Genomic DNA, 14,398 nt, shown 5'->3' on the forward strand with positions numbered 1-14,398 from the left:
CGGCGCTCAACCGCGCGGACGCGGCCGGGCCGGAGCCAGGAAGGAAGAACCGATGAATCCTACCAGTTGGTCCACGACGCGCTCGATGCGGTCGTGCGACACGCTGAGGTCGAAGGCCGCCACGGTGGGTGGGGCCGGCAGTCGACCGGGCGGATGGAGCAGGACGAGTCTCGCCCCCGGCCACCCCGCCCGGACCAGCAACGCCCCGTCGAGGTCCAGCGCGAGCAGCACCGGCTGTCCGGCGGCGAGCCGGCGGCGCAGCGGGGTGATCTCCGTGCCGCGTCGGTGGGCGCCGAGCCGACTCCACTCCAGCAGTTCGCCGGCGGCGAGCCGGCGGTCGAACTCCTCCGACGTGACGAAGTGTCGGTGGACGCCGTCCAGTTCGTTGCCCCGGCGAGGCCGGGTGGTGACTGCGACCGGCGTCCACACTGACGGAGAACGCGCCCGGATCAGCTCGACGACACTCTCCCTGCCGGCACCGGATGGGCCAGCCAGGACAGTGAGCCGAGCCGCCGGGCGCGCCTCGTCATCCAAGCTCACTGCTTGTTTCTACCCGCAGTCGTGCTCAGTTGGCGGCGAACTCCCCAAGCAGGGCCTTGCGCTGCTGCTCGCCGAGGCCACGCAGGCGGCGGCTGTCGGCGATCTTGAGCTTCTCCATGATTTGAGTAGCCCGGATCTTGCCGATGCCCGGCATGGCCTGCAGCACGGCCGACACCTTGAGCTTACCGACGACATCGTCGGACTCGGCCCGCTCAAGAACGGCGCCGAGGGTGGTCTTGCCCTGCTTGAGCTGCTCCTTCAGCTCGGCACGGGCTTTGCGGATCTCCGCAGCCTTCTCCAGCGCGGCTGCGCGCTGCTCGGGGGTCAGTGACGGGAGCGGCACCAGTTCTCCTCAGGTCCCTATCGCGACGGGCGGGACGCACCGCCGCATCTGTGAAACGTGGTGTCGCTGTGAACCAAGGGGTTCCCAGCGCGGGGAAAACTAGCGGTCAACGGAGCTTTCGGCAACGTGGGCGCGCAATGATCACCACAAAGTGACCGAGCCATCAGTCAGTCATGACATCGCCAGAACCGCCCGACACTCGGCCACGACGCGGTCCGCGGCGGCCCGCAACGCCTCCGGATCGGGCCCGGCTCCCAGCACCTCACGGGAGTACGCGGGCAGCACGGAAGGCAACGCGGAGCCGAAGACGACCCGCAGATCCGCTGCCGTGGCACCCTGCGCTCCGAGCCCGGGGGCGAGCAGCGGGCCGTTCACCGCCGACAGGTCACAGCCCGTCTCCCCGACCGTCGCGCCAATCACGGCACCGATGCTCCCGATCGGCTCCGCACCCGCGTTGAGCTGGGAAATCTCGTCGAGAACGGTCTGCGCGACGCTGCGTCCGTCGGCGCCGCGGGCGCGTTGCACCGAGGCGCCCTCGGGGTTGGAGGTGAGCGCCAGGACGAATACGCCACCGCCGTGCTGGGCAGCCAGCTCGAACATCGGGGCCAGCGAGCCGACCCCCAGGAAGGGGCTCGCGGTCACCGCATCGACATACATGGGGCTGGATGGATCAAGGTAGGCCGACGCGTACGCGCGAACCGTCGAGCCGATGTCGCCGCGCTTGGCGTCGAGGAGAACGAGCGAGCCGAGATTTCGTAACTGTCGGATAGTTGACTCAAGGACCGCCACCCCTTGAGACCCGAATCGCTCGAAGAACGCCGACTGAGGCTTGACCACCGCAACCCGGTCACCGAGCGCGTCCACGACGGTCCGGGCGAAGCGGTCGAGGCCGGCCACGTCGTCGTCAAGGCCCCAGCGGGCCAGCAACGCCGGGTGCGGGTCGATCCCTACGCAGAGCGGTCCGCGCTCGTCCATGGCCCGGTGCAGCCGGGCGCCGAAACTCTCCATGTCGCCAGTACCTTCCTCTCGTCCCCGGGTTTCCACCGCCCGCGCCTACTCAGCAGGCTCGGGCGGAGACGCCGCCGGGCTACTCCAATTCGCGACGCCTGCCGAGCACGCCTACTCAAATCGAGGCGAGCGTCGAGGCCTGCCTACTCAGCCCGCCGCGACCGCTGCCGCGATACCCGTCATCACCACCGCCAGTTCGGCGTCCGTGGTGACGTACGGCGGCATCGTGTAGACCAGATCCCGGAACGGGCGCAGCCACACCCCCTGCGCCACGGCGGCGGCCGTGGCCGCGCCGAGATCCACCTCGTGGTCCAGCTGGACCACGCCGATTCCGCCGAGCACCCGCACGTCCGCCACACCCGGCGCGCCGCGCAGCGGCTCCAGCCCGGACTGCAGCCCCCGCTGGAGCCGCGCCACCTGCCCGGCCCAGTCCCCGGCCCGCAGCAGGCCCAGCGACGCGTTAGCGACCGCGCAGGCGAGCGGGTTGCCCATGAACGTCGGGCCGTGCGCGAGGACACCGCCGGCCCGGATGCCCCGCGCGACCTCCGCTGTGCACAGGGCCGCGGCCAGGGTGAGGTAGCCGCCGGTGAGCGCCTTGCCGACGCAGAGCACGTCCGGGGTGACCCCGGCGTGCTCGGCGGCGAACATCGTCCCGGTACGGCCGAAGCCGGTCGCGATCTCGTCGAAGATCAGCAGCACCCCGTGCGCGCGGGTCACCTCACGCAGTACCCGCAGATAGTGCGGATGGTGGAAACGCATCCCGCCCGCGCCCTGCACCACCGGCTCCACGATCACTGCGGCCAGCTCGTGGGCGTGCCGCTCCACGGAATCGGTCAGCGCCGCCTCGTACGCCGGATCAGGCGGGCTGTCGAAGCCACCGGGCGGCATCGGGGCGAAGACCTGTCGCGGCAGCACGTCCCCCCAGAGGTGGTGCATGCCGCCCTCGGGGTCGCAGACGCTCATCGGATGGAACGTGTCGCCGTGGTACCCGCCCCGCCAGGTGCCCAGCCGGTGCCGCTGCGGTCGGCCGGTGGCCCGCTGGTACTGCAGGCACATCTTCACCGCGACCTCGACACTTACCGAACCCGAGTCGGCCAGGAACACGTGCTCCAGCCCGTCGGGCGTCACCTCGACCAGGGTGCGGGCCAGCTCCACGGCCGGCGCGTGGGTCAGCCCGCCGAACATGACGTGACTCATCCGGCCCAGCTGGTCGACGACCGCCGCGTCCAGCACCGGATGCCGGTAGCCGTGGATCGCCGCCCACCAGGAGGACATCCCGTCGACCAGCTCACGGCCGTCGGCCAGCCGCAGCCGCACCCCCGCCGCACTCTCCACCAGATAAGGCGCCACCGCCGGCGGCAGCGCGGCGTACGGATGCCACACATGCGCCGCGTCGGCCGCGAGAACCTCCTCCGGGGTCACCCCTCCCCCACCTCCCCGCGATCTTGCACTTTCGGTCGCCGTTGTGTCCCATACACCCCATCCGCCCCGACGGAAATCGCAAGATCGCGGGCGAGGGGGGTGGGTGTCATCGGGGCGATGCGGCGCGGGTCGCACGGGCGACGGCGCGGGGCAGCGCCGGGCCACGGTAGATGAACCCGGTGTAGAGCTGCACCAGGCTGGCACCGGCGTCGAACATCCGGGCCGCGTCATCGGGATCGACGATGCCGCCGACGCCGATGACCGGCAGTCGCCCACCCGTCTCGGCGTGGACGAAGGCGACCACCTGCCGTGCCCGGTCGGCCAGGGGACGGCCGGACAGCCCACCGGCCTCGCCGGAGCGTCCCCGGTCGGCCGGGGCCAACCCGTCCCGGCCGAGGGTCGTGTTCGTGGCGATCACTCCGGCGGCACCACGGGCCAGGCACACCTCCAGCAACTCGGCGATGGCCGGCTCGGTGAGGTCCGGTGCGATCTTCACCAATACCGGCTTCTCCCCCGCCAACGCCGCCAGCAGCGCGTCCAGGTGCCCCCGGTCCTGCAACGCGCGCAGCCCGGGGGTGTTCGGTGAGGAGACGTTGACCGCGAAGTAGTCACCGTGGTCACGCAACGCGCGGTACGACTCGCGGTAGTCCTCCACCGCGTCCTCCAGGGCCGTCACCTTCGACTTGCCCAACGAGATTCCCAGCGGTACGCCGAGCGGTCGCGGCAGCGCCGCCAGCCGGTCCGCCAGCGCCTGCGCCCCCGAGTTGTTGAAGCCCATTCTGTTGATCACGGCCTCGCTGTCGACCAGCCGGAACAGCCGAGGCCGGGGATTGCCCGGCTGCGGACGCGCCGTCACCGTGCCGACCTCGACGAAACCGAAGCCCAGTGCCGGCCACGCCGGCAGCGCCACCCCGTCCTTGTCCATGCCTGCGGCGAGCCCGACCGGGTTGGGAAAGCGCACCCCGAACACCGTGCGCGGCGCCGCCACCGCGTACCGGGCCCGCAACGCCGCCAACGCCACCGGCGTCCGGGACAGCGCAGCCAGCCGCCGAAGGGTGAACTCGTGCGCCGCCTCCGCGTCCCCACCCCCGACCCGGAACAACCCCCGCCGAACCGTCCGCTCGAAGATCACGCCGCCCCTCCCCGACCACGCGGCACGGCCCCAAGCCCCCGCACCAATTTGTTGATCATGAGGTTGGCGGCGATGTCGATCTTCGCTACTGCCGCCAACCTCATGATCAACGCGAGCCTGGCGGGTGGGGTGGGGTGGATGGGGGTCACTGGGCGGGCCGGAGGGTGGCGTGGAGTGCCTGGAGGGGGCGTACCTGCATGTCGCCGCGGATCCTCGCCTCGATGCCCATGACCGCGGCGGCCGCGCCGGGGACGGTGGTGACGCAGGGGATGTCGGCCGTGACCGCCGCGCTGCGGATCTCGTAACCGTCCGAGCGGGCACTGGCACCGGAACCCTGTGGCGTGTTGATCACAAGGGCGACGTGGCCACCGAGGATCAGCGACACCGCGTCGTCCTCGGAATCGGCCTCGTAGTGCTTCGGGACCTGCTCGCAGGCGATGCCGTGCCGGCGCAGCACCTCGGCGGTACCGCTTGTCGCGACGATGTCGAAGCCGAGATCGGCCAGTCGCTTGATCGGGAAGATCATGCCGCGCTTGTCGCGGTTGGCCACCGAGACGAAGATCCTGCCCTCGGTCGGCAGCGACCCGTACGCCGCCGACTGCGACTTGGCGAAGGCGTGCCCGAAGGCGGTGTCGATCCCCATCACCTCACCGGTCGACTTCATCTCCGGGCCGAGCAGCGAGTCCACGCCCTTGCCGGCCGGGGTACGGAACCGCTTGAACGGCAGCACCGCCTCCTTCACCGCGATCGGGGCGTCCGGCGGCAGCGAACCACCGTCCCCGGTCGCCGGCAACATGCCCTCGGCACGCAACTCGGCCAGGGTCGCGCCGAGCGCGATCCGGGCCGCCGCCTTCGCCAGCGGCACCGCCGTGGCCTTCGAGACGAACGGCACGGTACGCGAGGCGCGCGGGTTGGCCTCCAGCACGTACAGCGCGTCGTCCTTCAGCGCGTACTGCACGTTGAGCAGTCCGCGTACGCCGACGCCCCGCGCGATGGCCTCGGTGTACCGGCGGACCTGGGCCACGTGCGAACTGGCCAGGGTGATCGGAGGAAGGGCGCAGGAGGAGTCACCGGAGTGGATGCCCGCCTCCTCGATGTGCTCCATGATCCCGCCGAGATAGACCTCGCCGTCGGCGTCGCAGAGCGCGTCCACGTCGATCTCGATGGCGTCGTCGAGGAACCGGTCGACCAGCACCGGGTGGTCCGGCGAGATGTCGGTGGCCCGGCCGATGTAGTCGCGCAGCGTCGAGTCGTCGTAGACGATCTCCATGCCGCGCCCGCCGAGCACGTACGACGGCCGGACCAGCACCGGGTAGCCGATCTCGTCGGCGATCTCCTTCGCATCCTCGTACGAGACGGCGGTGCCGTGGGCCGGCGCGCGCAGGCCGGCCCGGGCCAACAGCGACCCGAAGGCGCCGCGCTCCTCGGCCAGGTGGATCGACTCGGGGGAGGTACCCACCACCGGCACGCCGGCGTCCTTGAGCCGCTGGGCCAGCCCGAGCGGGGTCTGCCCACCCAGCTGCACGATCACGCCGACCACGCCCGGCCCGCCGGCCGCCCGGCCGGAGGAGTCCTCCGCGTGCCAGACCTCCAGCACGTCCTCGAAGGTCAGCGGCTCGAAGTAGAGCCGGTCGGCAGTGTCGTAGTCGGTGGAGACCGTCTCCGGGTTGCAGTTGACCATGACGGTCTCGTAGCCGGCGCCGTCGGCGCCGGAACCTGTCGCAGCGGCCGGGCCGGACGGCGCGCTGCGCAGCGCCTGCACCGCGTGCACGCAGGAGTAGTCGAACTCGATGCCCTGCCCGATCCGGTTCGGTCCGGAACCCAGGATCAGCACCTTAGGCCGCACCGAGCCGGCCACCTCGGTCTCCTCGTCGTAGGAGGAGTAGTGGTACGGGGTGGTGGCCTCGAACTCGGCGGCACAGGTGTCCACCGTCTTGTAGACCGGCCGGATGCCGAGGCGGTGCCGCAGCGTACGCACCCCGTCCTCGGCGGCCAGTTCGGGACGCAGCGCGGCCAGCTGCCGGTCGGACAGGCCGGCCCGCTTCGCCCGACGCAGCAGCTCCGCGTCCAGCACCGGCGCCGCCACGATCTCGGCACGCAACTCGACCAGGGCGGCGATCTGGTCCAGGAACCACGGGTCGATGCCGCCGGAGGCGGCACTGACCTCGGCGATCGAGGCACCGAGCCGCAACGCCCGCTCCACCGTGTAGAGCCGCCCGTCGTGCGGCATGCCCAGCGCGGCGAGGGTGTTCTCCTTCGTCGCGCCCTGCGGGTCCGGCACGCTCCAGAAACCGGCTGCCTTGGTTTCCATCGAACGCATCGCCTTGTTCAGCGCCTCGGTGAAGTTACGCCCGAGGCTCATCGCCTCGCCGACCGACTTCATCGTGGTGGTCAGCTCCGGGTCCGCGCCGGGGAACTTCTCGAACGCGAACCGGGGGATCTTCACCACCACGTAGTCAAGCGTCGGCTCGAACGCGGCCGGCGTCTTGAGGGTGATGTCGTTGGGGATCTCGTCGAGGGTGTAGCCGATGGCCAGCTTCGCGGCGATCTTCGCGATCGGGAAGCCGGTCGCCTTCGACGCCAACGCCGACGAGCGGGACACCCGCGGGTTCATCTCGATGACCACGATGCGGCCGTCGGCCGGGTTCACCGCGAACTGGATGTTGCAGCCCCCGGTGTCCACGCCGACCTCACGCAGCACCGCGATGCCCAGATCCCGCAGGTGCTGGTACTCCCGGTCGGTAAGCGTCATGGCCGGCGCCACGGTCACGCTGTCACCGGTGTGCACCCCCATCGGGTCGACGTTCTCGATCGAGCAGACCACCACCACGTTGTCGTGGCGGTCCCGCATGAGTTCGAGTTCGTACTCCTTCCAGCCGAGCACGCTCTCCTCGATGAGCACCTCGTGCACCGGACTGGCGGCCAGCCCGGCACCCGCGATGCGTTCCAGGTCGGCGTCGGTGTGCGCCATGCCCGAACCGAGACCGCCCATGGTGAACGACGGCCGGATCACCACCGGCAGGCCCAGCTCGGTCACCGTCTCGCGGACCTCGTCCATCGAGTGGCAGACCCGTGAACGCGGCACCAGCGCCGACGGGTCGGCCACGCCAAGGCGTACGCCGGCCTTCGCCACGATCTCCTTGAACAGCTGTCGGTCCTCGCCGCGCCGGATCGCGTCGATGTTCGCGCCGATCAGCTCGACGCCGTACTTCTCCAACACCCCGGCCTCGTGCAACGCCACCGCGGTGTTCAGGGCGGTCTGCCCACCCAGCGTGGGCAGCACCGCGTCCGGACGCTCCTTGGCGATCACCAGTTCGACGAACTCCGGGGTGATCGGCTCGACGTAGGTGGCGTCGGCGAACTCCGGGTCGGTCATGATGGTGGCCGGGTTGGAGTTGACCAGGCTGACCCGGATCCCCTCGGCGCGCAGCACCCGGCACGCCTGAGTCCCCGAGTAGTCGAACTCGCAGGCCTGTCCGATGACGATCGGTCCCGACCCGATCACCAGGATGTGCTTGAGATCGGTCCGCTTAGGCATTGGTACGCCCCCCACTGAGAGCCCGGCCGTCGATCAGCTCGGCGAAGCGGTCGAAGAGATAGTCCGCGTCGTGCGGGCCGGCCGCCGCCTCCGGGTGGTACTGAACGGTGAAGGCGGGCACGTCGCGCGCCCGCAGCCCCTCGACCACGTTGTCGTTGAGGCAGACGTGCGACACCTGGACGCCACCGAACTCGGTCTCGATCACCTGGTCCGGGACCACCGCGCCCGGCCGAACCCCGGGCACCTCCACCGCGAAGCCGTGGTTGTGGCTGGTCACCTCGACCTTGCCGGTGACCCGGTCGAGCACCGGCTGGTTGATGCCCCGATGGCCGTAGCCGAGCTTGTAGGTGCCGAAGCCGAGCGCCCGGCCGAGGATCTGGCTGCCGAAGCAGATGCCGAACAGCGGCACCTCGCGGCGCATCACCTCGCGGGCCAGCGCGACCGGCGCGTCGGCGGTCGCCGGGTCACCCGGCCCTGGTGAGAAGAAGACCGCGTCGGCTCCGGTGGCCAGCAGGTCCTCGATGGTCGAGTGGGCCGGCAGCACGTGGGTGGTCACGCCACGCGCGGCGAGCCGGCGCGGCACGTTGCGCTTGATGCCCAGGTCCAGTGCGGCCACCGTGAACCGGTGCTCGCCCTCGGCGTCGACCACGTACGGCGTCGCGGTGGTCACCTCGGCGGAGAGGTCCGCGCCGAGCATCTGCGGCGACTGGCGGACCCGTTCGAGCAGCGCCCGAGGGTCGTCCTCGACACTGGAGACGCCCACCCGCATCGCGCCACGTTCGCGCAGGTGGCGGGTCAGGGCCCGGGTGTCCACGCCGCTGATGCCGACCACTCCCTCGGTGGCCAGCCGGTCCTCCAGCCCGCCGGTGGCCCGCCAACTGGAGCTCACCCGGGCCGGGTCACGCACCACGTAACCGGCCACCCAGATCCGGCGCGACTCGTCGTCCTCGGCGTTGATGCCGGTGTTGCCGATGTGCGGAGCGGTCTGCACCACCACCTGACGGTGGTACGACGGGTCGGTGAGCGTCTCCTGGTAACCGGTCATCCCGGTGTTGAAGACCGCCTCGCCGAAGGTCTCCCCGACACTGCCGTACGCCTCGCCGTGGAAGGTGCGCCCGTCCTCCAGGACGAGAATCGCCGGACGCCTACGACTCATGCCGCGCCTCCGATCCGGACTGTGGTGCTCCGCTGCGCTGCGCTGCTCGCTCGGATCACTTGACTACCTTTCCGTCCAGGACCGTCGCCTCGCCACGCAGGAAGGTCGCCACGATGCGACCCGGCAGCGTCATCCGGGCGTACGGGGTGTTGCGGCTACGGCTGGCCAGCTCCGCCGGCTCGATCACCCGACGGACCGCCGGGTCGACCAGGGTGAGGGTGGCCGGCGCGCCGGGGGCCGGGTCGTGGCCGTGTTCGGTCAGCCCGGCGATCCGGGCCGGCGTACGGGACATCCGCTCGGCGATCAGGTCCCACTGCGGACCCAGCACGTCGAGCGCGATGGACAGCGCCGTCTCCAGCCCGAGCATGCCCGGCCGGGCGTACGCCCACTCGCACTCCTTGTCCTCCACGGCGTGCGGGGCGTGGTCCGTGGCGATGATGTCGATCACTCCGTCGACCAGCGCGGCCCGCAGCGCGGCGATGTCGGTGGCGGTACGCAGCGGAGGGTTGACCTTGAAGACGGGGTCGTACGCTCCGCCTGGGCTCCAGTTGTTCGCGAGCTCGGGGCTCGCAAGCTCACTCCTCCCGCTCACGAGTGCGTCGGTGAGCAGCAGGTGGTGCGGGGTTACCTCGGCGGTGACGCGTACCCCCCGGGCCTTGGCGTGGCGCAGCACCTCGACGCTGCCGGCGGTGGAGACGTGGCAGATGTGCAGCCGGCTGCCGACGTGCTCGGCCAGCAGCACGTCCCGCGCGATGATCGCCTCCTCGGCGACCGCCGGCCAGCCGGTCAGGCCCAGCCGGGTGGAGACCTCACCCTCGTGCATCTGCGCGCCCTCGGTGAGCCGGGGTTCCTCGGCGTGCTGGGCGATGATGCCGTCGAACGCCTTCACGTACTCCAGCGCGCGGCGCATCAGCCGCGGGTCGGCGACACAGTGCCCGTCGTCGGAGAAGATCCGCACCCGGGCCGCCGACTCGGCCATCGCGCCGAGTTCGGCCAGCCGCTCGCCGGCCAGAGCGACGGTGACCGCACCGATCGGCTGCACGTCGACCAGCCCGGCCTCGCGGCCGAGCCGCCACACCTGCTCCACCACTCCGGCGGTGTCGGCCACCGGTGAGGTGTTCGCCATCGCGCAGACCGCGGTGTAGCCGCCGAGCGCCGCCGCCCGGGAGCCGGTCTCGACCGTCTCGGCGTCCTCCCGGCCGGGCTCCCGCAGGTGGGTATGCAGATCGACCAGGCCGGGCAGGGCGACCAGCCCGTCGGCGTCGATCACCGTGGCGTCCGGCTCGGACAGGCTCGTGCCGGTCTCGGCGACGACGCCGTCGCGGATCAGCAGGTCGGTCGGTGCGGCGCCGAGGACGCTGACGTTCCTGATCAGGTACGAGTTCACCGGTTGTTCCCCCCGAGCAGCAGGTAGAGGACGGCCATCCGGACGGAGACACCGTTGGCGACCTGTTCGACGATGGTGGAGCGGGGCGAGTCCGCGACCTCCGGCGTGATCTCCATGCCCCGGTTCATCGGACCGGGATGCATGACGATGGCGTGCTCCGGCAGTCGGCTCATGCGCGGACCGTCCAGGCCGTAGCGGCGGGCGTACTCGCGGGCGGAGGGGAAGTAGGAGTCGTTCATCCGCTCCCGCTGCACCCGCAGCATCATCACCACGTCGGACGAGGGCAGCACCGCGTCGAGGTCGTAGCAGACGTCGGTGCCCGGCGCGAGGGCGGCGGCGATGTCGACCGGGATGAGCGTGGGTGGCCCGACCAGGGTCACCTTGGCGCCGAGGGTGGACAGCAGCAGCACGTTGGAGCGGGCCACCCGGGAGTGCAGCACGTCACCGACCACCGCCACCGACAGGCCGGCCAGCCGTCCCAGCCGGGACCGCATCGTGTACGCGTCGAGCAGTGCCTGGGTGGGATGCTCGTGGGTGCCGTCGCCGGCGTTGACCACCGAACCGTCGACCCAGTCGGCGAGGCGGTGCGGGGCACCCGAGGCGGGGTGACGAACCACCACCGCGTCGGCCCCCATCGCCTGCAGGGTCAGCGCGGTGTCCTTGAGGCTCTCGCCCTTGGCGACGCTGGAGCCCTTCGCCGAGAAGTTGATCACGTCGGCGCTTAGCCGTTTGGCCGCCGCCTCGAAGGAGATCCGGGTGCGGGTCGAATCCTCGTAGAAGAGATTCACCACGGTCCGGCCCCGCAACGCGGGCAGCTTCTTGACCTCACGCCCGGCCACCGCGGCCATCTCGGCGGCGGTGTCCAGGATCTGGGTGGCGGTGTCGGCGTCAAGGTCGGCGCCGGAGAGCAGGTGCCTGATCATGAGTAGCGCCGCCTTCCGTTCGCGACCGCGACGCTCCGCTGCGCCGCGCTCCTCGCGCTCACCGGGCCTCCTCGCCGTAGAGCCGAACCTCGTCCGCGCCGTCGGTCTCGGCCAGCGTCACCTTGACACTCTCGGCCAGGGCGGTCGGGATGTTCTTGCCGACATAGTCGGCACGGATCGGTAGCTGCCGGTGCCCCCGGTCGACAAGCACGGCGAGTTGCACCGAAGCGGGCCGCCCCAGGTCACCGAGCGCATCGAGAGCGGCCCGGACAGTCCGACCGGAGAAGAGAACGTCGTCGACGAGGACCACCCGCTTGCCGTCGATGCCACCGGCCGGCAGTTGGGTGGGGCCGACCGCCCGGGTGGCGTTTCGGCGCAGGTCGTCGCGGTAGAGAGTGATGTCGAGCACGCCGACCGGCACGGAAATGCCCTCGAAGGCGCTGATCCGGGCGGCGAGGCGGCTGGCGAGGGGGGCACCCCGGGTGGGGATGCCGAGCAGCACGGTGTCGGCGGCGCCCTGGGTCTTCTCGAGGATCTGGTGAGCGATGCGGTCGACGACGCGTTGCAGGTCGGCGCTGGTCAAAATCACCTTCACCGAGGGTTGTCGCGGCGGCGACGACGGAGCAGCCGATGGGTAGGCCACGGCGGACCTCCTTCCCCGCCTCACGGGACGGGTCGTTAAAGGACGTCGGATCCTCCCGGCCGGCCGGGAAGGGCCGGCGCAGGGGCTTCGGCAACGTTACCAGTGGTCGTCGCCGCCTCAACGCGCGGGCATCAGCTACGACGGCGTCACCCGCCGCCGTTGGCTGACTGGCCAGTCAGCCAGGCGAAACGGGACAACTCACCCGGGGTACACAACGGGAAGATCGCGACCACTTGACCACGTGTACGAATCCCCGTACCGTCACGCTCCGTAGCGAATCGCTGGGAGAACCCGAGCAGCACTGGGAGTGTCCGAATGCCCTCTGAATACGCCAAGTCTCTGGGCGCCCGCCTGCGCTCCATCCGCCAGCAGCAGGGCCTGTCCCTGCAGGGGGTGGAGGAGAAGTCGAACGGGCGTTGGAAGGCGGTCGTGGTCGGCTCGTACGAGCGCGGCGACCGGGCCGTCACGGTGTCCCGTCTGGCCGAGCTGGCTGAGTTCTACCGTGTGCCGGTCTCGGAGTTGCTGCCCGACGGCAGCGGGGTACGACACGAACCCACCAGCAAGATCGTTCTGGACCTGGAGCGCCTCTACGACGAGGCCAGCGAGGATCTCGCCTACGTGGCCCGGTACGCGCGCGCCATCCAGCAGCAGCGCGGTGACTACAACGGCCGGGTGCTGTCGATCCGCGCCGACGACCTGCGCGCCCTCGCGATCGTCTACGACGCCTCGCCGTCCGGCCTGATCGAGCGGCTCACCGAGCACGGCGTACTGGTCGCCGACCCGCGGGCGTTCTTCGCCTCCTGAAGTCCGACCACACGAAAGGGCCCGTGCCGGACGGCACGGGCCCTTTCGTCGCTTTCGTCGCTGGTGCGCGACGCTCATCGGTGACGTCAGCCCACCTCAACGGGTGGCGTACTCGGCGATCCGACCGAGCAGGCCGTTGAGGAAGCGGGGCGAGTCGTCGGTCGACATCTGCCGGGCCAGTTCCACCGCCTCGCTGATCGCCACCGCGTCGTCGATCTCGTCGAGATACAACAGCTCGTAGACCGCGATCCGGGCCAGGTTGCGGTCGACCACCGGCATCCGGTCGAGCGTCCAGCCCTCGGCGTAGCTGGAGATCAGCTCGTCGATCCGGTCCAGGTGCCCGGCCACCCCCTCGACCAGGCCGACCGCGTACCCCAGGTGGTCGGGGCGCGGCTTCTCGATCCGCTCGACATAGCCGGCCAGCACCTCGACCGGCGGACGATCACGCAGGTCGGCCTCGAAGAGCACGTCCAACGCCCGCTTGCGCGCCTTGCGGCGCGCCGGCATCTGCTGCTTCGGACCCTCGGACATCAGGCGCGGCCGAGGTAACGGCCGTCGCGGGTGTCGACCTTGATCTTCTCGCCGGTGGTGACGAAGAGCGGCACCTGAACGGTCGCGCCCGTCTCCACCGTCGCCGGCTTGTTGCCACCGGTGGACCGGTCGCCCTGCAGGCCCGGCTCGGTGTAGGTGACCTCCAACACGACCGAGGTCGGCAGCTCGACGTAGAGCGGCACACCCTCGTGGGTGGCCACGATCGCCTCGGCCTCGGGCAGCAGGTAGTTGGCTGCCTCGCCGACCGTGCCGCCCATCACCGTGATCTGGTCGAACGTCTCCATGTCCATGAAGACGTAGTCCTCGCCGTCGGCGTAGAGATACTGCATCGTGCGCTTGTCGACGGTCGCGGTCTCAACCTTGGTGCCCGCGTTGAAGGTCTTGTCGACCACCTTGCCGGAGAGCACGTTCTTCAGCGTGGTACGCACAAACGCACCACCCTTACCGGGCTTGACGTGCTGGAACTCGACGACGGACCAGAGCTCTCCGTCGAGGTTGAGTACCAGGCCGTTCTTCAGGTCGTTGGTGGTGGCCATTTCCTGCCTTGATCATCATTTGGCGGACAGACCTGGCAAGTCTACTAGCCGCTCCGCAACCCGCCGACCGCCGTCGGTCGCCCACCCGGGTTCGGTGCCGTCGGAGCGGGCGTGCCTGTCACGCCGGGCCCTGCTGGGCCGGGCACGGTCAGTAACGCTGCGCCCCGGTCCCCCACCCTCATGTGCTCCCTTTGCTCTGCTTCAACCCACGCATCAGTCACTTTCTGTGGCGAATTCGCCGCGCATCGCCGCCCATCCTCATCACGAAGGCCCTGGTCTGCTGCTAGTGCGTGGATTGAAGCAGAGCAAAGGATGGAAAGAGGTGTGGGGGCGGGGGGGCGGCCCTTCACGCACGGTAGGCGACACCGAACGTAACGGCAGCGGATGGCGCGTTGTCGAACGCGAGGCGGATCG

13 protein-coding genes are annotated in these 14,398 nt (G+C 70.5%); 1 reads left to right on the forward strand and 12 read right to left on the reverse strand.

Going from position 1 to position 14,398, the window contains the following annotated elements; genetic code table 11:
* Positions 1-6: 6 nt before the first annotated feature.
* From ACFY2A_RS02995 to pyrR, 10 genes are all read right to left on the reverse strand, one after another.
* Positions 7-540, reverse strand: a complete 534-nt coding sequence (locus tag ACFY2A_RS02995) for a guanylate kinase (protein ID WP_387167676.1) — start codon at positions 538-540, stop codon at positions 7-9.
* A 25-nt stretch (positions 541-565) separates the two neighbouring features.
* Positions 566-883 carry an integration host factor, actinobacterial type gene (mihF, locus tag ACFY2A_RS03000; RefSeq protein WP_007458370.1) on the reverse strand — a complete coding sequence of 106 codons (318 nt, stop codon included), beginning with the start codon at positions 881-883 and terminating at the stop codon, positions 566-568.
* A gap of 171 nt (positions 884-1,054) precedes the next feature.
* Positions 1,055-1,891: an orotidine-5'-phosphate decarboxylase gene (gene pyrF, locus ACFY2A_RS03005; RefSeq protein WP_387167679.1), complete on the reverse strand. Its 837-nt coding sequence runs from the start codon at positions 1,889-1,891 to the stop codon at positions 1,055-1,057.
* A gap of 147 nt (positions 1,892-2,038) precedes the next feature.
* On the reverse strand, positions 2,039-3,313 hold the full coding sequence (locus ACFY2A_RS03010) for an adenosylmethionine--8-amino-7-oxononanoate transaminase (RefSeq protein ID WP_387167682.1): 1,275 nt from the start codon (positions 3,311-3,313) through the stop codon (positions 2,039-2,041).
* Between the two features lie 106 nt (positions 3,314-3,419).
* Positions 3,420-4,445: a quinone-dependent dihydroorotate dehydrogenase gene (locus ACFY2A_RS03015; RefSeq protein WP_387167686.1), complete on the reverse strand. Its 1,026-nt coding sequence runs from the start codon at positions 4,443-4,445 to the stop codon at positions 3,420-3,422.
* A 145-nt stretch (positions 4,446-4,590) separates the two neighbouring features.
* Positions 4,591-7,983, reverse strand: coding sequence for a carbamoyl-phosphate synthase large subunit (carB, locus tag ACFY2A_RS03020; RefSeq protein WP_387167690.1), 3,393 nt, complete (start codon positions 7,981-7,983; stop codon positions 4,591-4,593).
* A complete protein-coding gene (gene carA, locus ACFY2A_RS03025; RefSeq protein WP_387167693.1) occupies positions 7,976-9,139 on the reverse strand; it encodes a glutamine-hydrolyzing carbamoyl-phosphate synthase small subunit in 1,164 nt (387 codons plus the stop codon). Before carA ends, carB begins: the two co-directional genes overlap by 8 nt.
* Before the next feature lie 55 nt (positions 9,140-9,194).
* Entirely contained in the window at positions 9,195-10,526 is a 1,332-nt protein-coding gene (locus ACFY2A_RS03030; protein WP_387167696.1) for a dihydroorotase, read from the reverse strand.
* Positions 10,523-11,449: an aspartate carbamoyltransferase catalytic subunit gene (locus tag ACFY2A_RS03035; protein WP_363918728.1), complete on the reverse strand. Its 927-nt coding sequence runs from the start codon at positions 11,447-11,449 to the stop codon at positions 10,523-10,525. The genes ACFY2A_RS03030 and ACFY2A_RS03035 overlap by 4 nt, the downstream gene beginning before the upstream one ends.
* A 58-nt stretch (positions 11,450-11,507) precedes the next feature.
* On the reverse strand, positions 11,508-12,092 hold the full coding sequence (pyrR, locus tag ACFY2A_RS03040) for a bifunctional pyr operon transcriptional regulator/uracil phosphoribosyltransferase PyrR (RefSeq protein ID WP_387167700.1): 585 nt from the start codon (positions 12,090-12,092) through the stop codon (positions 11,508-11,510).
* Positions 12,093-12,407: 315 nt separating this feature from the next.
* On the opposite strand from pyrR, the gene ACFY2A_RS03045 reads away from it, so the two are divergent.
* Complete coding sequence (locus ACFY2A_RS03045; RefSeq protein ID WP_007458348.1) at positions 12,408-12,896, forward strand: transcriptional regulator; 489 nt, start codon at positions 12,408-12,410, stop codon at positions 12,894-12,896.
* A gap of 96 nt (positions 12,897-12,992) precedes the next feature.
* Here ACFY2A_RS03045 and nusB read toward each other — a convergent pair whose 3' ends face one another.
* Together nusB and efp are read right to left on the reverse strand one after the other, a co-directional pair.
* The gene (nusB, locus tag ACFY2A_RS03050) at positions 12,993-13,403 is read right to left on the reverse strand and encodes a transcription antitermination factor NusB (RefSeq protein ID WP_170863437.1); all 411 of its coding nucleotides are present in this window, start codon (positions 13,401-13,403) and stop codon (positions 12,993-12,995) included.
* Positions 13,404-13,426: 23 nt separating this feature from the next.
* Positions 13,427-13,984 carry an elongation factor P gene (efp, locus tag ACFY2A_RS03055; RefSeq protein WP_093404355.1) on the reverse strand — a complete coding sequence of 186 codons (558 nt, stop codon included), beginning with the start codon at positions 13,982-13,984 and terminating at the stop codon, positions 13,427-13,429.
* Positions 13,985-14,398: the final 414 nt, after the last annotated feature.

This window comes from Micromonospora sp. NPDC000442 (genome assembly GCF_042898635.1).
Taxonomy (GTDB): Bacteria; Actinomycetota; Actinomycetes; order Mycobacteriales; family Micromonosporaceae; genus Micromonospora.

Bases quoted from the DNA above. Each gene is read 5' to 3' on its own strand.
- pyrF (WP_387167679.1), bottom strand. From the start codon at position 1,891: ATGGAGAGTTTCGGCGCCCGGCTGCACCGGGCCATGGACGAGCGCGGA.
- carB (WP_387167690.1), bottom strand. From the start codon at position 7,983: ATGCCTAAGCGGACCGATCTCAAGCACATCCTGGTGATCGGGTCGGGA.
- carA (WP_387167693.1), bottom strand. From the start codon at position 9,139: ATGAGTCGTAGGCGTCCGGCGATTCTCGTCCTGGAGGACGGGCGCACC.
- ACFY2A_RS03035 (WP_363918728.1), bottom strand. From the start codon at position 11,449: ATGATCAGGCACCTGCTCTCCGGCGCCGACCTTGACGCCGACACCGCC.
- ACFY2A_RS03045 (WP_007458348.1), top strand. From the start codon at position 12,408: ATGCCCTCTGAATACGCCAAGTCTCTGGGCGCCCGCCTGCGCTCCATC.
- nusB (WP_170863437.1), bottom strand. From the start codon at position 13,403: ATGCCGGCGCGCCGCAAGGCGCGCAAGCGGGCGTTGGACGTGCTCTTC.
- efp (WP_093404355.1), bottom strand. From the start codon at position 13,984: ATGGCCACCACCAACGACCTGAAGAACGGCCTGGTACTCAACCTCGAC.